The organism is Saccharopolyspora erythraea (assembly GCF_018141105.1).
In the GTDB taxonomy this organism is placed as follows: domain Bacteria; phylum Actinomycetota; class Actinomycetes; order Mycobacteriales; family Pseudonocardiaceae; genus Saccharopolyspora_D; species Saccharopolyspora_D erythraea_A.
In genome coordinates this window covers 6,294,134-6,312,809 of the sequence record NZ_CP054839.1, presented here as the reverse complement: position 1 = coordinate 6,312,809, position 18,676 = coordinate 6,294,134, and the positions used below count along the sequence as shown (strand labels likewise).

Genomic DNA, 18,676 nt, shown 5'->3' with positions numbered 1-18,676 from the left:
CTAGCCATCGTCGTTTCGTCTCCAGATTGGGTGACAGGTGCGCTGCATTACTGGAACCGCCTGGCGTGCAGCGCACCTGGGTATTTTCGCCCGGCCGCAGAATGGGTGAAACTTGAATACGCTCGGGTTGATGGCGATTAAGAGTGCCAGCTACGGGTAATTCCTGGTATGAGCAGAACCTCAGATCGGTTAGCCTCCTGAGTCGGCAGCGTTCAGGAAGATGGCCAGTTTCTGATCGTCCAAGGAGGTCGACCATTTCGGCCGACGGTCTTTGTCGACTAGGGCGGCCCGTACACCTTCGATGAAGTCCGGTGTTTTGGTGATGTAGCAGGCGGCGGTTAGCTCCGCCTCGAGACAGGCCGCAAGATCGAGTTCCCGCGCTTGGCTGATCAGATCGAAGGTGACCTGCAAACTTTGCGGACATGCCTTTTTCAGCACTTCGTGCTGCTCCGCAGACCACACCTCGCCATGCTGCTCCAGCCGGTTCAGGATGAGAGCCAGGCTCGGAGCACCGAAGCACCAGTCAATCGCGGAGCGTCGCTTTGCGAGCTCACTGGAACTTACAGGGTTCGGCTTGCAGAAGCTCCGCAGCACCATGTCCACGCTTTTCGATCCGCGGTTACGCAGAGCTGGCACGATGCCGTCAATATCGCGAGAACTCGTCAGGTGCGTCGCCAGGCCCGTGTAAAGGGCGTCGGCAGGGCCGATCCGCGTCCCCGTCAGGCCTAGGTACATACCCAGGCTCCCCGGCAGCCGCGACAGAAAGAAGCTCGCTCCAACATCCGGGAAAAAGCCTATTGACGTTTCGGGCATGGCGAGCTGTGTGGCTTCGGTTGCGACTCGGAAGTGCCCGTGTACCGACACTCCCAATCCGCCACCCATGCAGATTCCGTCGATCAGCGAAACGAGCGGGCGCGAATAGGTGGCCAGTGTGTAGTTGAGCTTGTACTCGGTGGCGAAGAAGGATTTGTTGCATTCCTGCTTGCCGTTTAGGGTGTTTTGCTGGATGGCCCGGATATCCCCACCCGCGCAGAACGCCTTCGAGCCGCTGCTGTCGATGACCACGGCGCTGAGCGGCTCCTCCCGCCATGCCTCGAGCACCTCGCCGAGGCGCTCCACCATGGGCAGGTTCAGCGCATGGAGGGCGGCGGGCCGGTTCAAGGTGATCCGCCCGACGCCGCCCTCCAGCTCGGTGCGGATGAATTCCTCCGACTCAGCCATGGGTCGGCATCGCAAAGTCGGTGGTAATGCGCTCGTCGGAGGGCCACCGGGTGGTGGCGACCTTGTACCGGGTATAGAAGCGGACGCCCTCGGGGCCGTGCACGTGGTGGTCGCCGAACAAGGAGCGCTTCCAACCACCGAAGGAGTGGAAGGCCATCGGGACCGGAATCGGGACGTTCACACCGACCATGCCTGCCTTCACCTGCGACACGAAGGTGCGCGCGGTGTTGCCGTCGCGGGTGAAGATGCTGGTGCCGTTGCCGAACTCATGCTCGTTGACCAGAGTCAGCGCCTCTGCGAAGGACTCGGCACGAACGATGCCCAGCACCGGGCCGAAGATCTCCTCGAGGTAGACGCGCATCTCCGGCTGGACGTGGTCGAGCAGGGTGGCCCCCAGGAAGAAGCCCGCTTCTGGGATATCCGTCTGACGCCCGTCCACCACCAGCTCGGCACCCTCCTCCACGCCGATTTCGATGTAGTCGGCGACCTTGTCGCGGTGGGCGGCGGTCACGAGCGGACCCATCTCCACACCTTCGTTCAAACCAGGGCCGATCTTCAGTTCGGCGATGGCCTTCACCAGGCGCTCACGCAGCTGACTCGCGGTCTCCTCGCCCACCGGCACCGCCACGGAAATGGCCATGCAGCGCTCGCCAGCCGAACCATAGGCGGCTCCCATCAGCGCGGACACGGCCTTGTCGAGATCAGCGTCGGGCATGACGACCATGTGGTTCTTCGCGCCTCCGAGAGCCTGGACGCGCTTACCGTTGGCCGAAGCGGTGGTGTGGATGTACTCCGCGATCGGGGTGGAGCCTACGAAGCTGACCGCCTCGATGCGCGGATCGGTGAGCAGCGCATCGACGGCGACTTTGTCTCCGTGCAGCACGTTGAACACACCGTCAGGCAGACCGGCTTCCTTCAGCAGCTTGGCCAGTTCGACGGAGAGGGTGGGGTCCTTCTCGGAGGGCTTCATCACGAAGGTGTTGCCGCAGGCGAGCGCGACTGGAAACAGCCACATCGGGACCATCGCGGGGAAGTTGAACGGCGAGATGCCGGCCACGACGCCGAGTGGCTGGCGCAGCGACATGCTGTCGATGTTGCGGCCGACGTTTTCGGTGAACTCTCCTTTGAGTACCTGCGGGATGCCGCAGGCGTACTCCACCACTTCCAGTCCGCGCGTGACCTCGCCCTGGGCGTCGGAGAACACCTTGCCGTGCTCGGCGACGATGATCTGGGCGAGCCGGTCGCGGTGGGTCTCGATCAGATCCCGGAAGCGGAACAGCACGCGAGCTCGCACATGCGGTGGGGTGGCCGCCCAGTCGGGGAAGGCCGCGTGGGCGGAGGCGATGGCAGCGACTGCGTCGGCAGGCTCGGCGAGCGCGACCCGTCCTGTCACCTTTCCGGTTGCGGGGTTGTACACATCACCGCGCTCGATGGAGCTGCCAGGGGTGCTAGCACCCTGGATCCAGTGATCGATGTCAACTACGTCCGTGTCAACGGTTTTCGCGGATTCTGCACCGGGTGTCTTCATAGTGTTTCCTTCGATCACTTGTAAATCTGGACGTAGAGGTCTGCGATCTCGTCGACCGTGGGGACTCGGGGGTTGTTGGCCGGCGAGCCGGAGGCGAGGGCCTGTTCGGACATGACCGGAATCAGCTGGCGCCACTTTGTTTCGTCGATGCCGTACGTCGCGGGCGTGGGTACCTCGAGGTCGTGGCACAGGCCCTGCAGGGCATCCACGAAGCCTTCGGCTGCGAGGTCGTCGGACGTCGATCCTGAGGCCACACCGTAGGCGCGGGCACAGTCCGCATAGCGAGCAGTCGCGTGCCGCGCGGAGAACGCTGTAACGGCGGGGAACAGCATCGCGTTCGACAGACCGTGCGCAACATGGAAGTGCGCGCCGATGGGGCGGCTCATGCCGTGGACGAGCGCCACGCTGGAGTTGGAGAACGCGATCCCTGCCTGAGTGGCTGCCAGCATCATCCCTGCGCGGGCCTGAATGTCCGAGCCGTCAGCGTAGACCCTGCGTAGGTTGTGCGCGATCGTGGCGATCGCGGTGAGACACAACGCGTCAGAGAACGGGTTGGCCCTCTTGCTCACGTAGGCCTCGACCGCGTGGGTCAGAGCATCGATCCCGGTATCGGCCGTCAGTCGGGCAGGCATCGATACAGTGAGTTCGAAATCAATGATCGCCGCGATGGGGAGGAAGGCTGGCCCAGGGCAGAGCATCTTCTCGTCAGTCTTGCTGTCGGTGATGACGGTGAACTGAGTTGCCTCTGACCCGCTACCGGCGGTAGTAGGCACGGCGATGATCGGCAGCGCCGGACCGGTGTTGCGCACCGGCGCCTTGTATTGAGTCATTCCGCCGCCCTGCACGCCCAGCACGGCCAGCGCCTTGGCAGTGTCCATGGGACTACCGCCACCCAAACCAACCACAGCGTCGCAGTTACCGGCCTGTAGTGCATCAAGACCGACTACCAGCGAGTCGGTGGTCGGATCCGGCACCGTGCCGGAGAAAAGCGTCGGAACCAGTCCCGCGCCCGCTAGGGAATCCAGCACGCGTTGCGCGGTGCCGTTCGACATGAGGAAGCCGTCGGTCACCACCAGGGGACGGCTGATGCCCAAGCCCGCGGCGACCTCGCCGGTCTGATCGATCGCTCCGCCGCCGATCCGGAGCTCACGCGGCTGCATGATTGTGCTGGTCACGCCATCTCCTCAACGGTCGCTGTAACGGGCTTCGCGCTTGTTGATGAACGCGTCCATGCCCTCGTTCTGCCCCTCCGTAGCGAAGGCAGCATGGAACATTCGGCGTTCGAACCGGAGCCCTTCGGACAGCGTGGTTTCGAAGGCACGGTTGACACTTTCCTTGGCCAGGAGAACTGCGGGCTTCGAGAAGTTCGCGATCTTCGTTGCCACCGCGACTGCTTCGCTGACCAGTTCCTCGTCTGCTACGACGCGTGCGACCAGGCCCATGCGTTCGGCTTCGGCGGCATCAATCATGCGTCCGGTCAACACCATGTCCATGGCCTTGGACTTCCCGACCGCTCGTGCCAGGCGTTGAGTGCCACCGGCCCCCGGCAGAATGCCGATGGTGATCTCGGGCTGGCCGAACTTCGCACTCTCCGCAGCGATGATCAGGTCGCACATCATCGCCAGTTCCGCCCCGCCGCCGAGCGCATAGCCACTCACCGCGGCGATGATCGGTTTGCGCACAGTGGACGGTCGTTCCCACGAGCTAGTGATGAAGTCCTCGAGGTAAACATCCACAAAGGTCTTGGGCTGCATTTCCTTGATGTCGGCGCCGGCCGCGAAAGCCTTCGCGCTTCCCGTGATCACCACTGCTGCTACGGAATCGTCCCGTTCGGTTGCATCAAGCACCTCGGTCAACTCCTGCGTGAGGCTGTCACACAAGGCGTTCAGCGCCTTCGAACGGTTCAGGGTGAGGAGTACGACGCTGTCACGCCGTTCGGCCAGGATGTACTCCGTGTTCTCGGCTACCTTGATGGGATCCTGCTGCTTCGTTGTCAACGGACGACTCCTTGGATGGCGTTGGGGTGTGCTGCGTGTCTGGTCAACGTCGGCCGAGGCCAGGGGTGCCCGAACCGACGAGAATCACGCTGTTGCCGAAGACCTCGTGTCCATTCCCCATCTCCGAATGAGCGCGGGGAATGTCGGCGAAGGGAAGAACTCGCCCGACGACGGGATCGATCTTGCCCTCACGAACCAGATCGTTGTAGGCGCGGGCTTGCGCGTCGTTTGTGCCGTGGGAGCCCTGCAAGCGCTTCTGACGCGTCCAGTGATAGCGCAGGTCGACCATGGCGTCGAAGCCAGTTGTACCCGCGCAGATCACCACCATGCCACCGGGCTGACACAAGAAGATGCTGGTGGGGATGGTGGCGGCACCAGGGTGTTCGAAGACGATCGCCGGGTCTTCCCGGCTACCGGCGATCTCCCGGACCTTCTTCCCGAACGCCCTAACGCTGTGCGTCCACTCCTTCTGCCCCACGGTGTCATCCACCAGCGGCGGGATTCCCCAGTGACTGAACTCGCGGCGGTCGATGTAGCCGATGGCACCGAACTTCTTCGCGTACTCACCGCGTTCCGTATCGGAAACGACGGCAATCGCCCGACCTCCCGCAGCATCGACCAGCTGAGTGGCCTGGGTTCCCAGACCGCCCGAACCACCCCACACCAGGACCAGATCGCCCTCCTGCACGGTGTTTCCAGCCCAACCGTGCAACATCCGGTAGGCCGTCGTCCCGACCAAGGTGGGGGCAGCTGCTTCCGCCCAGCTCAGGTGAACGGCTTTGGGGAGCAACTGGTGCGACTGCGCGCGAGCAAACTGACCGAATGACCCGTAGTTCGTGTCATAGCCCCAAATGCGGGCCGAGGGAGCGATCATCTGATCGCGGCCGGCGGCAATCCACGGATCATCGGCATCCCACACTCCGGGGTGGACGACAACTTCGTCGCCGATCTCCCAGTCGGTGACGGCTTCGCCGACCGCGTAGACGATTCCGGAGGCATCTGACCCGCCGATGTGGAAGTCCTCGACCTCGCCGCGCTTCTGCCGCACTGCCACCTGATCAACGGGATATCCGCGCGCCGCCCAGACATTGTTGTAGTTGATGCCGGCAGCCATCACGGCGACCAGCACCTCATCTGGGCCGATCTCCGGAGTGGGCACGGCCTCGTGCTGAAAGGCGTTGGCCGGGTCTCCGTAGCGATCGGGCCGCACGACCTGCGCATGCATCTTGGCAGGAACGACGCCCAAAGGAGGAAGCTCGCCGATGTCCGTGATCTCGGCTCCAGCTGTGACCACGCTCTTGCGGGATTCGGGTCCAGTCACCATGACTCCTTGAGTTCGATGTTTCGACAGTCATTGAAACGTAGTGCCTATCGAACTGCAAGAGTTGCCTGGGAGTGAGCGCGGCCACAGTGGCGTCGCGAGCAGGTGCGCGCCGTCGAGAACCCTGGTGTTTTGGTGTCCTGCAAAGCAAAAACCCGCGACGGCGCGGTCGCGGGTTATACGGGGGCCTTCGAGTCCGCCCCGGCGAGCACGACGTGCTTGCCGACGACGGGGGGCGGGGCCTACGGCTCGGTCACTTGCGCTTCCGAGGTGAGGCGGCCCAGCAGACCTGGCGTGTAGAACTCGATGATGTCGCGATGCAGCGTGTAGAAGTAGAATCGACCCTTCTTGCTCACTGACACCAACCCCGCCTGGCTAAGGATCTTGACGTGATAGGAGATCGTCGATTTCCCCACCGGCAGCTCGTGCTCCAGTGTCGTGCACGGGTACTCGTCGCGGCTGGCCATCCGGCTGAGCATGTCCAGCCGGGTCGGGTCGCCGAGGGCTTTCAGCACCTGCACGTAGTTCTCCTTCAGGGACTTCGTGGGAGTAGGCGGCACCAGGCGCGGTGGCTCGGCTGACTTGGGCACTGGTTGACCTCGCATTCAATGCTGCGGACAATCTGTTGTACGATTCTAGCATCATCGAAACGTAGTGCCTGGTTCCGGCCATCGAACGCGACCATGCGTGCCCAGCATTCCTGCACGTCAGCCGACGGTGTCCGTTGGCGGGCGAACGCCGTTCTGTGTCGCTGTGCTGCGCCCCGTCTCCGACGCGCTCCACAGCCCAACGAGTTGGGGGCGCATGTCCAAACCTGTGATGATCCCCTTGTGTGGCCACGACGAGCTGGGATTTCGCTGGCTGTCGTCGAGCAGGCCAGCTTACTCCTTGAAGTCGTAGGCCAGCAGTCGGCCTGCCGTGTCCTGTACCAAGGTCGCGGCGTAATCGCTGGTGAATCTGTCGAGGCTGAGGCCGACCGTCACCATGAGGCCTTCGATCATCGCCATCACCGTGTCGATGAGCTGCTCGAGCGGGAGGTGTGGATTGAAGATGCCCGCGTCGATGCCGTCCTTGATCGCTTGCCTGATCTCGACCCGCCATGCCTCATATATTCGCTCGATCATGGGGGCCAGTTCGCTGTGCCTGGTTGATGACGCGCACGTCTCCATCCACGCCTGGCACCTGGCACGATCGGCGATAGAGCCACGAAGGAGCGAGCGCGTCCGCTCCACCGGGTCTGTTGATTCCTTGCCCTGGGCGGTGAACTCCTCGGCCCGCCTCCAGCTGGCTGCGGCGAGAGTTTCCAGGACGAGGTTGTCGCGCGTGTCGAAGTAGTGCTGGATCGTCCCGATCGAGACACCAGCCGCCTTGGCCACATCTCGCAGCCGCAAAGCGTCGAATCCTTGTTCAGCGATCAAACGTTCGGTCGCGACCATGATCTGACGACGGCGGAGGGATACGGCTGCGGATCGATCCAGATTCCCCTCTGAGGTCTCGGGGTCTGGTGCCGACGGCGTCGGGCGTGCGGCTGCTGTCATGCCCTCCATGGTAGGGGGCCATGGTCAGCGCGATCTCCTGCAAGAGTGTTGTCGCCGTCATAATAATGACTTATTATGACCGACCACATGCTCTCAACGAGGAGACGGTATGGAGCTGATCACCCAGGTTGCAGCGCCCTCGCGGTCGTCGGGACTGCAAGCGCTGTTCGCCCCTCGCTCGGTCGCGATCGTCGGCGCCAGCGATGACCCTGAGAAATATGGAAACTGGCTCGCTGTGCGCGCCGTGTCCGGTCCTCGACCGGCGTTCCTCATCAACGCTCGGCGCTCCGAGGCTATTGGCCAACCGACGTTCCGCAGCCTGTCCGATGTGAACGAGGACGTGGACTTGGCTGTGTTGGCCGTGCCAGCTGCGGCGTTCGAGTCCGTGGTCGATGACGCGCTTGCGGCCGGAGTGCGCGCGATTGTCGGGATCACTGCCGGGCTGGGGGAGAGTGGGGCCAGCGGTCGACGACTCCAGGAGTCGATTGCGAATCGCGTACGCGAGGCCGGGGCGGTGATGCTGGGCCCGAACTGCTTGGGCGTGCTCGACACGACGACGGGTCTCGATGCCACGGTGAACTCGTTCGTCCCGGGGTCGATCGCCCTTCTCACCCAGAGTGGGAACGTCGCCATCGATGTAGGGCAGCAGCTCGCGCAGCACGGGCTCGGTATCTCGCGCTTTGCCAGCCTCGGAAACCAGGCTGACCTAGACGCGGCCGATCTGATCAATGCGTGTGTCGAGCACGATCAGACCAAGGCCATCGCTCTCTACACCGAAGGCATCAAAGACGGCAGGCGGTTCACCGAAGCCCTGGCCAGGGCCGAGAACGCCGGCAAACCGGTCGTGCTTCTGGCTGCCGGCCGCAGCCAGGCGTCCGCACGCGGCGCCGCCTCGCACACCGGTTCAATGGTCAGTTCGCAAACCGTGATCCAAGCGGCGTGCGATGCTACCGGCGCGGAGCTCGTCGCGAGCCCCTACGAGCTCGCGAACCTCATGCAGGCGCTGGTCAAGACCAATCTGCCAACAGGTCGCCGCATCGCGGTGTTCGCCGACGGGGGTGGTCACGCCTCTCTGGCCAGCGACGCGCTCGAGCAGGCGGGCCTGTCCGTCGATCCGTTCAACGACGAGACGCAGCACCGCATTGGCGAACTACTGCCCAACAGCAGTGGGACGGCCAACCCGATCGACACCGCTGGCGCCGGCGAGAAGGACCCGAGGGTGTTCGTACGGGTCGTCGAGGAGCTCGGGCAGGCCTCCGACGTCGACGCCACCTTGCTGACCGGTTACCTAGGCGGCTACGGCGAGTACTCAGTTGAACTGGCGACCAAGGAGGTCGAAGCCGCCCGCGAACTCGCCACCGCCGTGAATCGCGACCAGCGCTGCCTGATCGCTCAGCTGATGTTCGACCGGTCCTCGGTCTCGGACGCATTGCGGGATGGTGGCATTGCGGTCTACCGACACGTCGAGGACGCCGCGTGGGTGCTGCGCAGGCTGACCATTCGCCACGAACGAAAACTCGCCGGACTCCCACGTCAGGTCGCCAGCCAGGCCCCGCTGGATCGCGGCGACTACTGGAACGCCCGCGAGACGCTGTCCGCAGCCGGGATCCCCTTCGTGAGAGCCCACCGCGTCGAGACCGAGGCCGAGCTGATCCACCACGCCCGCCAGATGAACTACCCGCTCGTGCTCAAGGCCCTCGGAGATGACCACAAAAGCGATCGCGGTGGTGTGATGCTCAACCTTCGTTCCGAGGAGCAGCTGATCACCGCCTGGGCGGACCTCCAGGCACGCCTGGCGCCGCCGGCGGTGTCGCTGGAAGAGATGGCAGACCTCTCTACCGCCGTCGAGCTCATCGTCGGAGTCCGACGGGATCCGGCCTTCGGCCCGCTGGTGCTGGTCGGCATCGGGGGGGTCTTCACCGAACTCCTTCACGACACCACCAGTGCACTCGGCCCGGTTAATGCCGAGCAGGCCCTCGACATGTTCAGCGGCCTCCGGGGCGCCCGCCTTCTCAACGGATACCGCGGCAAACCGAGCGTCAACTTGGCCTCCGCGGCGACGCTTGTCGCTCAGCTGTCTGAGTTCGCTGCCGCGCACCCCGAGATCAGCGAGATCGAATGCAACCCAGTCGCCGTCACTCCAGACAGGGCTATCGCGCTCGACGCCCGAATCAGCCTCGGCCAACACAGCTGATCCCACGCCCGAACAAGGAGGAGACACCGCGCATCGGCGTCGACGAGCGCTGATCGCGGTCATGGCCATCGCATTGGGTGCGAGCACTCGTGCGACACCGACATCACCACGAAGGTAGCGAGCCTGACATGAACGACGTCGTCTTGTACGAGATCGACAACGCGATCGCCAAGATCACTCTGAATCGTCCCAACAAGCTCAACGCGATGAACGCCAAGCTCGTCGAGGAACTCGGCCGCCGGGTCCGGGAAGCCGCCGAGGACGACTCGGTCAAGGTCGTTCTTGTCGCTGGAGCCGGCCGATCCTTCTCTGCGGGCTTTGACATCAACGACGAGATCGAGGACGGTACCGAGACCCCGCGTCAGTGGCGGCCGGTGCTCCAGAAAGACATCAGCATGACGATGTCGATCTGGGATTGTCCCAAGCCGACCATCGCGGTTGTTCAGGGACACTGCCTCGCTGGGGGGTGCGAGGTCGCCATGGCGTGCGACTTGGTCGTTGCCTCCGAGGACGCCGTATTCGGCGAGCCGGAGATCCAGTACGGCTCGGGTCCGGTCACCCTGCTGATGCCCTTTATCCTCAACCAGCGCAAGACACGCGAGCTGCTGTTCACCGGCGACTCCATCGACGCCCAGTCGGCGTTGGAAGCCGGGCTGGTCAACAGGGTCGTCGCGGCCAGCGATTTGGACGCCGCGGCCAAGGATCTGGCCCTGCGAATCGCCCCGACGCCGCTTGAGGTCTTGCGGCTTACCAAGCAGACCCTTAACCGAGCCTACGAGGCCATGGGGCTGCGGCACGCCGTCAACTCCAACCTCGAGATCGGCTCACTCATCAACGGCGCGAACACTCCCGAACAGCAAGAGTTCGACGCCATCGCCAGCGAGAAGGGCCTCAAAGCGGCCCTTGCTTGGCGGAACGAGCGCTACGACAGCCAGGCGACCAGCTAGTCGTTCCGGCCACTGGAGACCGTCATTTCCCGTTTCAGCAAGGGAGATGGCTCCCGAAATCGCGGCGTAGGACGGTTTCAGACGTCCCATCATGCGCCGATTCCCTGAAGACTTGTCCTCAACGGCGAGGAGTAGACGTGTCCAATAGTCAACCGCGTGGAAAGCTTGACACACCTCTCAAACAGAAGCACCTCTCGATGATCGCTCTCGGCGGAACCATGGGAGCCGGGTTGTTCATCGGCTCGGGAGCAATCATTAGTGAAGTCGGCCCAGCCGCGATCGTGACCTACGCGCTGACGGGCCTGCTGATCCTGTTGGTCATGCGCATGCTCGGCGAGATGGCGGTCGCGAACCCGCGAACTGGATCCTTCACCGACTACGCACGCGACGCCATGGGGAACTGGGCTGGTTTCGCTACCGCGTGGATCTACTGGTATTACCAGATGATCGTCGTTGGGTTCGAAGCCGTCGTCGGTGCGGAACTCCTGCAGCGATGGATCCACGGAGTGCCCGCTTGGGTCATCTCGGTCGTCCTTCTCCTGGCGCTGACACTGGTCAACCTGATCTCAGTCGGCAATTTCGGGAGGTTCGAGTACTGGTTCGCCGGGATCAAAATCGCGGCAGTCGCGCTGTTCGTTCTCGCCGCAGGGCTGTTTGTAGTAGGCCTCTGGCCAAGTGCGAGGATCGACTTCTCCAATCTCACAGAGCACGGCGGCTTCGCGCCTCACGGCATTCTGTCCTTGTTCGCTGGGGTCGTCGTCGTCATTTTCTCGATGGTCGGGGCCGAGGTTGTCACGGTGGCGGCCGCGGAATCCAAGGAACCAGGACTGGCGATCAAGCGCGCGGTCAACGCAGTTATCTTCCGCGTACTGTTCTTCTTCGTCGCCTCTTGCTTCCTCATCGTGACCATTATCCCGTGGAACTCCATCGCTGAGGAACAGTCTCCCTTCTTGCTGGTCCTTCAGACTATGAATATCCCTTATGTTGCGGACATCCTGAACGCAGTCATCCTTATCGCGGTGCTTTCGTGCCTCAACATCGGTCTCTACTCGACCTCCCGAATGCTGTTCACTCTCGGGGCGCGTGGCGACTGCCCGAAGTGGATGGCGTCGACAAGCAAGCGTGGTGTCCCGGTCTGGGGGGTTCTTTCCTGCACCGTCATTGGCTACGCGTGCATCGCGGTCGGGTACTTCTTCCCCGACACCGTTTTCCTCTTCCTGATCAACGCTTCGGGTGCAATGATCTTGTTCGTCTACCTGATGATCTGCATTTCGCAAATCGTCTTACGCAGGCGGAACCACGCTGACGGCAGTCAGCTGCCGTTCAAGATGTGGTTCTTCCCCTACCTGTCCATCGCAATTACTGCGGTCATCGTGGCGATTCTGGTGAGCATGCTATTCGATCCGACCTCGCGGGCGTCCCTTCTGCAAGGGTTGGTCGTGGTTGCCATCATTCTGGTCGCATTTGCTGGCAAAGCCGCCTATCAACGAAGCCATCACTTCGATTCGAACGCCACCGCCAAAGCAGCTGAGGTCGCTTTGGTGAACACATATGACCGTGACAGAGCATCGCTGCAATAGTCGGCGGGGGTGCTCGTGTTCTACGGATCGAATCGAAGAACTTCATGAGCACGGCGTAAGCGCGCTCGTCACAGATGTCTGACTGACATCTCCGACGCTGCCTTGAAGCTGTGCCGCTCGAAAAGTCATCGCTGCAGGTGGAGGAGGCGCGGTCGGCCCACTGGGATCATGTCCGCGTGATCGTGTCCTTGCTGTACCAGGTGACCAGGAAGTTGCTGTCCGTCCCATCGGCACTGCTCCGCAGCGATGCGGCGAAGGACGCAGAACTCCTGGTATTGCGGCACGAGAACGCGATCCTGCGTCGTCAGTTGGCCGGTCGGCCCGCTACGAGCCCGCCGACCGGCTCTGGTTCGCTGCCCTGTCCACGCTGATACCTCGGCGCCACTGGCGCGAGGTCTTCCCGGTCACCCCAGGCACCCTGCTTGCCTGGCACCGCAGGTTCATCGCCGCGAAGTGGGACTACACCGCGCGCCGACGCTCCGGACGCCCGCCCACCCAAGCTGCGATCAAGACGCTCGTTGTACGGCTGGCCCGGGAGAACTCGCGATGGGGGCACAGGCGGATCCAGGGGGAGTTGGCCCGACTCGGGTATCGGATCGCCGCGTCGACGGTCTGGAAGATCCTCAACACGGCAGGCATCGGCCCGGCGCCGCGTCGCTCCGCCCCCACCTGGCGCGAGTTCCTGACCGCGCAAGCCGAGGGCATCATGGCGGCAGATTCTTCCATATCGACACCGCGCTCGGCAGACGACTGTACGCACTGGCGTTCCTCGAGCACGGCACCCGACGGCTGCACATCACCGGGGTTACCGCCCACCCGACACAGGACTGGGCGGTACAGCAGGCGAGGAATCTCACTGCTGACTTGGGCTTACGCACGGATTCCCTCCGCTTCTTGCTACGCGACCGCGATGGCAAGTACGGCGAGACATTCGACGCCGTCTTCCAGTCCGAGGAGATGGAGATTCTCAAGAGTGCGCCGCGAGCTCCCCGGATGAACGCGCATTGCGAGAGGATAATCGGCAGCATCCGACGCGAGGCCCTGGACCACGTCCTCATCATGAACGAGGCCCATGCTCGCCACGTCCTTGCGGCCTACGAGCGGCACCATAACGAGCACCGACCCACCAGGCCCGTAACCAGCTACCACCCGACGCTCACGAACAGCCTGTCGCGGTGCGTGACCTCGATCCCGGCAAAGTCCTGCGCACCCGGATCCTCGGCGGCCTCATCAACGAGTACACATGTGTGGCGTGACGTGCAGCGACGACTTTTCGAGCGGCACAGGGTGCGGCGCACGCCTACTCGAACGCGCAGCGGGCGGCACGAGCCTACTCGCACAGGCAGTGGTGCCGCGCTGTCGAAGCCCGCTATGGTCGCGGGCTCGGCGGGAACCCGTTGTGCTGGAGAGCGAGTCCGTCTTCGCTGAGGTCGTCCACAAGTGCGGGAGCGATGTCGTCGCCGCGCTCGACCGGGCCCGCGTCGGCAAGAGCCTCGGACCTCTCGGCCACATGCCGCAGGTTCCGGCTCCGGGCGGACGCCCGCCGCAGGTGCCGTGCCGCGCGGTCCAGATCGCCTTCCTGCCGCGCGATCCGCGCCAGTTCGGTCCTCACCCGGATCTCACCGCGATGGTAGGCCCGCTCGGTTGAAATGTGCAGTGCGCGCTCGTAGAGCTCGGTGGCCCGTGCGGTGTCGCCATCGGCGAGCGAGGTCTGCCCGAGCCATGCCAGCGCTTCGACGGCCTCTGTCCACAGTGACAGCTCCTCGGCAACGTGCAGCCCGTCTCGATGCAGCCGGGTGGCTCGTGCGCGGTTGCCGTCCAGCTCGGCCAGCAGGGCGAGCGAACGCGACGCCCGGAGCTGGCCCCAGCGGTCGCGAAGCTCGTGGAACGAGCCGGCTCCCCGTTCCGCGTCGGCTCGCGCCGGGGCCATGCCGTCCTGGTTCGCGCGGTAGCCGGCACGTTCCACCAGCGCGACGGCCTCCGCCCAGCGGTCCTGATGCGCCCGAGCGGTGGCCAGGCCATCCTCCACCAAGCGTCGTCCCCGTTCGTGCGGGCCGTCGCCGAGCAGGGCGGAGCCGACGAACCACTGCAACCGCGCCCGCAGCGCGGGATCGTCGATGCCGGCGAGGTCCGGGACTTCGACGCCGTCGCCCGGTGACGTGCGCACTTCGATACCGGCCAGCCAGCCCCGCGCCGCTGCTCTGGCGGCAGGGGATCCGCCCTCGGCGGCCAGCGCCGACCGCAGGGAGCGGCGGCCTTCGGTGAGGCGCCCGCGCAGGAACCAGAACCAGGCCATGGCGTTCACCAGGCGCAGCGCCGCACCGTGGTCGTCCTCGCGCAGTGCAGTGTCGAGCGCCCGGCGCAGGTTCACCGTCTCCTCGTCCAGCCGTTCGAGGTAGCGGCGTTGTTCGGGGCCGCGCAGCTTGCGGTCCGCGTGCTCGGCGAGCTCGGTATAGCAGCGCACGAACCGGTCGCGGACGGTGGCCAGCTCACCGGACTCGGCCAGGCGTTCGACGCAGTAGGCCGACACCGATTCCAGCAGGCGGAACCGGTCGCCGTCGCGCACCACCAGCGAACGGTCCACCAGACGGGAGAGCAGATCCAGAACACGGTGCGCCGGAATGGTCCCGTCCGCGCAGACGGTTTCGGCGGCATCCAGGGTGCAGCCGTCGGCATGCACGGCCAGCCTGCGGAGGACGACCTTCTCGGCCTCGCTGAGCAGCTCCCAGCTCCAGTCGATCATCGCCCGCAGCGTCTGCTGCCGCACCGCTCGCCCCCGTCCCGGGCCGGTGGGCAGGTTGAACCGGTCGTCCAGGCACTCGGCGAGCCGGGCGGGGCTGAGCGCTCGCAGCCGCGGTGCGACGATCTCCAGCGCGAGGGGGATGCCGTCCAGGCGTCGGCAGATCACCGCCACGGCCTCCGCGTTGTCGGCGTCGAGCGTGAATCCCGGCACGGCGGCCGCCGCCCGTTCCACGAACAGCTGCACCGCGCTGCAGCGGGCCACCGCGGGAAGCTGCCCCGCCGTGGTGTCGTCGGGCAGCGCCAGCGGTGGTACGGGCAGGACCACTTCACCGGGGATGTCGAGCGGTTCGCGGCTGGTCAGCAGCAGGCGCGCTCCCGGGACCGCGGCCAGCAGCGTCTCGGCCAGCGTCGCGACCGGTTCGAGTACGTGCTCGCAGTTGTCGAGAAGTAGCACCATGGTTTTGTCGGCCACTGTCTGGCACAGCCAGTTCATCAGGTCGTATGAATCCGGTTCGGCTGCCGCGGTGTCGCAGAGACCCAGCGTCACCACGATTCGCTCGGCGATGTCGTCGGCTGTGGACGTGCACGCCAGACCGGCGAGCTCCACCAGCCATACCCCTTCCGGGAACCGCTCGGTCAGTTCGCCTGCGGCGGTCACCGCGAGTCGTGTCTTGCCGACGCCGCCCGGACCCGTCAGCGTCACCAGCCGCGCGCCGGGCCGGCCGCCCAGCGATTCGTGCACCTGCCTGATGGCCTCGTCGCGGCCGATGAGCGCGGTCAGCGGGGTGGGGAGGTTGGTCCGCCCGTGCGCCCGCGGCGCCTCGACCGGCGCGGCGAGCTGTGGTTCCTGGCGCAGCATCGCCTCGTGCAGCGCGGCCACCTCAGGCCCCGGGTTCACGCCGAGCTCCTCGGCCAGCCTGCGCCGCAGGTCATGAAAGCTGCGCATGGCCTCGGTCTGCCGCCCGGCGCGGTACAGCGCCCGCATCTGCGCCATGCGCAGCCGTTCGCGCAACGGGTGGCGGGGCACCACTTCCGCCAGCTTCGTGGCCAGCGCGGAGTGCTGCCCGAGCTCCAGGAGCGTCTCGGCGTGGTCCTCGACGGCGGTCAACCGCAGCTCATCCAGCCGGGTGATCTCACTCCGGGCGAACGGCGCGTCGGCGACGTCGGCGTAGGCCGCGCCCCGCCACAGGGCCAGCGCTTCGGCGAACAACTCCGCTCTGGTGTGCGACTCCTCGGTCGCGCGGGCTCGTTCGACCAGTTCCTGGAACAGCAGCGCGTCGACCACCGCGTCGTCCAAGCGCAGCCGGTAGCCGGCCGGTTCGTGCACGACGCGGTCACGGCCCAGTACGCGCCTCAGCTGCGAAACCTTGCTTTGCAGCGTGTTGAGCGGTGCGCCAGGTGGGTCGTCGGCCCACACGTCGTCGACGAGGCGGTCTGCCGACACCGGTCCGCCTCGGTGCACCAACAGGATCGCCAGCAGAGTACGCACCTTCGCCTCGGGGACCCTGACGTCCTGGCCGTCGGCGTCCCAGACGGTCAGCGGCCCAAGAACCCCAAAGCGCATGCCCCCCAGCTTATCGCCAGCGAACCGTCAGCAAGTCGTGCGCGCTGGGGGACAGGCTCGCCGCGGACTGACCTCTAGAACGGAATGGAGCCCCATGCGCACACCAGTCGCGCACCGCGCTGGGCCGAAGGAATGGGCCGGACTCGCGATCCTGGCGCTGCCCACGGTCCTGCTCGGTCTGGACGTCACGGTGCTGTACCTGGCGCTGCCCGCGTTGTCGTTGGACCTGCAACCGAGCAGCACCGAATCGCTGTGGATCATGGATGCGTACGGGTTCCTCATCGCGGGGTTCCTGATCACCATGGGCACCCTGGGCGATCGGATCGGACGACGGAAGCTGCTGATGATCGGGGCCGCTGCCTTCGGTGTGGTCTCGGTGGTGGCCGCCTACTCCACCAGCCCGGAGATGCTCATCGTCGCGCGCGCCGCCCTGGGCGTGGCCGGAGCCACTCTGATGCCGTCCACCCTGTCGCTGATCAGCAACATGTTCGCCGACGCGCGTCAGCGAGCGGTCGCGATCGGCGTCTGGGCCACCATGTTCGCGCTGGGCATGGCGGCGGGCCCGCTCGTGGGTGGGGTGCTGCTGGACCACTTCTGGTGGGGCTCGGCGTTCCTGGTCGCCGTCCCGCTGGTCGGGGTCCTGCTGGTGGCCGCGCCGCTGCTGTTGCCGGAGTACCGTGCCCCCAGCAGCGGCCGGTTCGACCTGCTCAGCGTGGCCCTGTCGCTGGCCGCCATCCTGCCCGTGATCTTCGCGGTGAAGCACTCCGCGAAGGACGGCGTCGATCTCGTCGCCGGTGCGTCGCTCGCGGTCGGCATCGTCTTCGCGGTGGTGTTCGTCCGGCGGCAGCGCACGTTGAGCGATCCCTTGCTGGACATGACGTTGTTCAGCAGCCGCACCTTCAGCGCCGCGCTGGGCGTCCTGCTGGTCGGACTGGTCGGCGTCGGTGGCGCGATGTTCCTGGTCACGCAGTACCTGCAGCTGGTCGAACGGCTCTCCCCGTTCACGGCCGGGCTGTGGATGGGTCCGCCCGCGCTGATGATGTTCGTGGCGGCCCTCGCGGCACCGCTGGTCGCGCGCCGCGTGCGTCCGGGGATCATTGTGGCGGTCACCCTGGCGTTGTCCACAGTGGGCTATCTGCTGCTGTTCCTGGTGGGCCCGGCGGACAGTATCGGTTTGCTGGTGGCAGGGTTCGCCCTGGTGTACCTCGGGTTGGGCGCCATCGCGGCGCTGGGCACGGACCTGGTGGTCGGTGCGGCCCCGCCCACCAAATCCGGTTCCGCCGCCGCGATGTCGGAGACCGTGCAGGAACTGGGCCTGGCCATGGGCGTCGCGGTGCTGGGCAGCCTCACCACAGCGGTCTACCGCGTCCACATCGACGAGGCGGTTCCGGCCAGCCTGCCCGGCGACGTGGCCGAGGCGCTCGGGGACAGCCTGTCCGGTGCCACCTCCGTCGCTCCGCGACTGCCGGGCGACGTGCTGGGCCAGGCCGAGGCGGCGTTCACCTCCGGTTTGAACGTCGCGGCCCTGGTCGCCGGGGTCGGAATCCTCGTACTGGCAGTGGTCTCGGCCACCGTGCTGCGCCACATCGGGACGATCGGCAGCGACGGGTACGAGGAGAGCAGCGAGGCCGACCTTCAGCGCAGTTCCTGACCGCGTTCCAGGGTCATCCGCCGCTGGCGGCGGATGACCCACCGCGCCACCCATCGTTGTGTGTCCGCAACCGGGCCGCGCACATCGCCGTCGGGGTCGACCTCGACGGGGTCAAGCACGTGCTCGGGATCTGGGTGCAGGCCAGCGAGGGAGCGAAGTTCTGGGCCGGGGTGTGCGCCGAGTTGCGCAACCGCGGGGTCCGCGACGTGCTGATCGTCTGCTGCGACGGGCTGAGTGGGTTCCCGGAGGCGATCGAGGCGACCTGGCCGCAGAGCATCGTGCAGACCTGCACGGTGCATCTGAGCCGGGCGGCGATGCGGTTTGTCTCCTACCAAGACCGCAAGAAGGTCGCGGCCGCGCTGCTGTTGCGGTACCTGTTTTGCTTGTTCGGTC

At 65.4% G+C, this 18,676-nt stretch carries 14 protein-coding genes and 1 pseudogene; 6 read left to right on the top strand and 9 right to left on the bottom strand.

Features of this window, described 5'->3' with window-relative positions:
- Positions 1–189: 189 nt before the first annotated feature.
- The 7 genes from HUO13_RS28195 to HUO13_RS28165 all read right to left on the bottom strand — a co-directional run bounded on the left by HUO13_RS28195 (position 190) and on the right by HUO13_RS28165 (position 7,605).
- Positions 190–1,221: an enoyl-CoA hydratase/isomerase family protein gene (locus HUO13_RS28195; protein WP_211898021.1), complete on the bottom strand. Its 1,032-nt coding sequence runs from the start codon at positions 1,219–1,221 to the stop codon at positions 190–192.
- Entirely contained in the window at positions 1,214–2,749 is a 1,536-nt protein-coding gene (locus HUO13_RS28190) for a CoA-acylating methylmalonate-semialdehyde dehydrogenase (protein ID WP_211898020.1), read from the bottom strand. Before HUO13_RS28190 ends, HUO13_RS28195 begins: the two co-directional genes overlap by 8 nt.
- Positions 2,750–2,763: 14 nt before the next feature.
- A complete protein-coding gene (locus HUO13_RS28185) occupies positions 2,764–3,924 on the bottom strand; it encodes an iron-containing alcohol dehydrogenase (protein WP_211898019.1) in 1,161 nt (386 codons plus the stop codon).
- Positions 3,925–3,933: 9 nt separating this feature from the next.
- Positions 3,934–4,746 carry an enoyl-CoA hydratase gene (locus HUO13_RS28180; RefSeq protein WP_249124130.1) on the bottom strand — a complete coding sequence of 271 codons (813 nt, stop codon included), beginning with the start codon at positions 4,744–4,746 and terminating at the stop codon, positions 3,934–3,936.
- Between the two features lie 43 nt (positions 4,747–4,789).
- The gene (gene ccrA / locus HUO13_RS28175) at positions 4,790–6,070 is read right to left on the bottom strand and encodes a crotonyl-CoA carboxylase/reductase (RefSeq protein WP_211898018.1); all 1,281 of its coding nucleotides are present in this window, start codon (positions 6,068–6,070) and stop codon (positions 4,790–4,792) included.
- Between the two features lie 239 nt (positions 6,071–6,309).
- A complete protein-coding gene (locus tag HUO13_RS28170) occupies positions 6,310–6,588 on the bottom strand; it encodes an ArsR/SmtB family transcription factor (RefSeq protein WP_211898017.1) in 279 nt (92 codons plus the stop codon).
- Positions 6,589–6,948: 360 nt separating this feature from the next.
- Positions 6,949–7,605: a TetR/AcrR family transcriptional regulator gene (locus HUO13_RS28165; RefSeq protein ID WP_211898016.1), complete on the bottom strand. Its 657-nt coding sequence runs from the start codon at positions 7,603–7,605 to the stop codon at positions 6,949–6,951.
- 109 nt (positions 7,606–7,714) lie between these two features.
- Here HUO13_RS28165 and HUO13_RS28160 point away from each other — a divergent pair, with 109 nt between their 5' ends.
- From HUO13_RS28160 to HUO13_RS38430, 4 genes are all read left to right on the top strand, one after another.
- Positions 7,715–9,799, top strand: coding sequence for an acetate--CoA ligase family protein (locus HUO13_RS28160; protein WP_211898015.1), 2,085 nt, complete (start codon positions 7,715–7,717; stop codon positions 9,797–9,799).
- A gap of 128 nt (positions 9,800–9,927) precedes the next feature.
- Positions 9,928–10,746: an enoyl-CoA hydratase-related protein gene (locus HUO13_RS28155; RefSeq protein ID WP_211898014.1), complete on the top strand. Its 819-nt coding sequence runs from the start codon at positions 9,928–9,930 to the stop codon at positions 10,744–10,746.
- A 137-nt stretch (positions 10,747–10,883) separates the two neighbouring features.
- Entirely contained in the window at positions 10,884–12,326 is a 1,443-nt protein-coding gene (locus tag HUO13_RS28150) for an amino acid permease (RefSeq protein ID WP_211898013.1), read from the top strand.
- A 246-nt stretch (positions 12,327–12,572) separates the two neighbouring features.
- Entirely contained in the window at positions 12,573–13,754 is a 1,182-nt protein-coding gene (locus tag HUO13_RS38430) for an integrase core domain-containing protein (RefSeq protein ID WP_432757774.1), read from the top strand.
- On the opposite strand, the gene HUO13_RS28140 is transcribed toward HUO13_RS38430, so the two are convergent.
- Positions 13,696–16,632 (bottom strand): BTAD domain-containing putative transcriptional regulator, encoded by a 2,937-nt coding sequence (locus HUO13_RS28140; RefSeq protein ID WP_211898011.1) that lies wholly within the window; start codon positions 16,630–16,632, stop codon positions 13,696–13,698. The two genes, HUO13_RS38430 and HUO13_RS28140, sit on opposite strands and share 59 nt — an antisense overlap.
- 94 nt (positions 16,633–16,726) lie before the next feature.
- Between HUO13_RS28140 and HUO13_RS28135 the strand changes: the two genes are divergently transcribed.
- Positions 16,727–18,283 carry an MFS transporter gene (locus tag HUO13_RS28135; RefSeq protein ID WP_211898010.1) on the top strand — a complete coding sequence of 519 codons (1,557 nt, stop codon included), beginning with the start codon at positions 16,727–16,729 and terminating at the stop codon, positions 18,281–18,283.
- Here HUO13_RS28135 and HUO13_RS38195 read toward each other — a convergent pair.
- A complete protein-coding gene (locus HUO13_RS38195; RefSeq protein ID WP_282977000.1) occupies positions 18,268–18,402 on the bottom strand; it encodes a hypothetical protein in 135 nt (44 codons plus the stop codon). The genes HUO13_RS28135 and HUO13_RS38195 overlap by 16 nt on opposite strands.
- Here HUO13_RS38195 and HUO13_RS28130 point away from each other — a divergent pair.
- A pseudogene (locus tag HUO13_RS28130) lies at positions 18,346–18,645 on the top strand (transposase); the annotation flags it as partial. The gene HUO13_RS38195 and the pseudogene HUO13_RS28130 sit on opposite strands and share 57 nt — an antisense overlap.
- Positions 18,646–18,676: the final 31 nt, after the last annotated feature.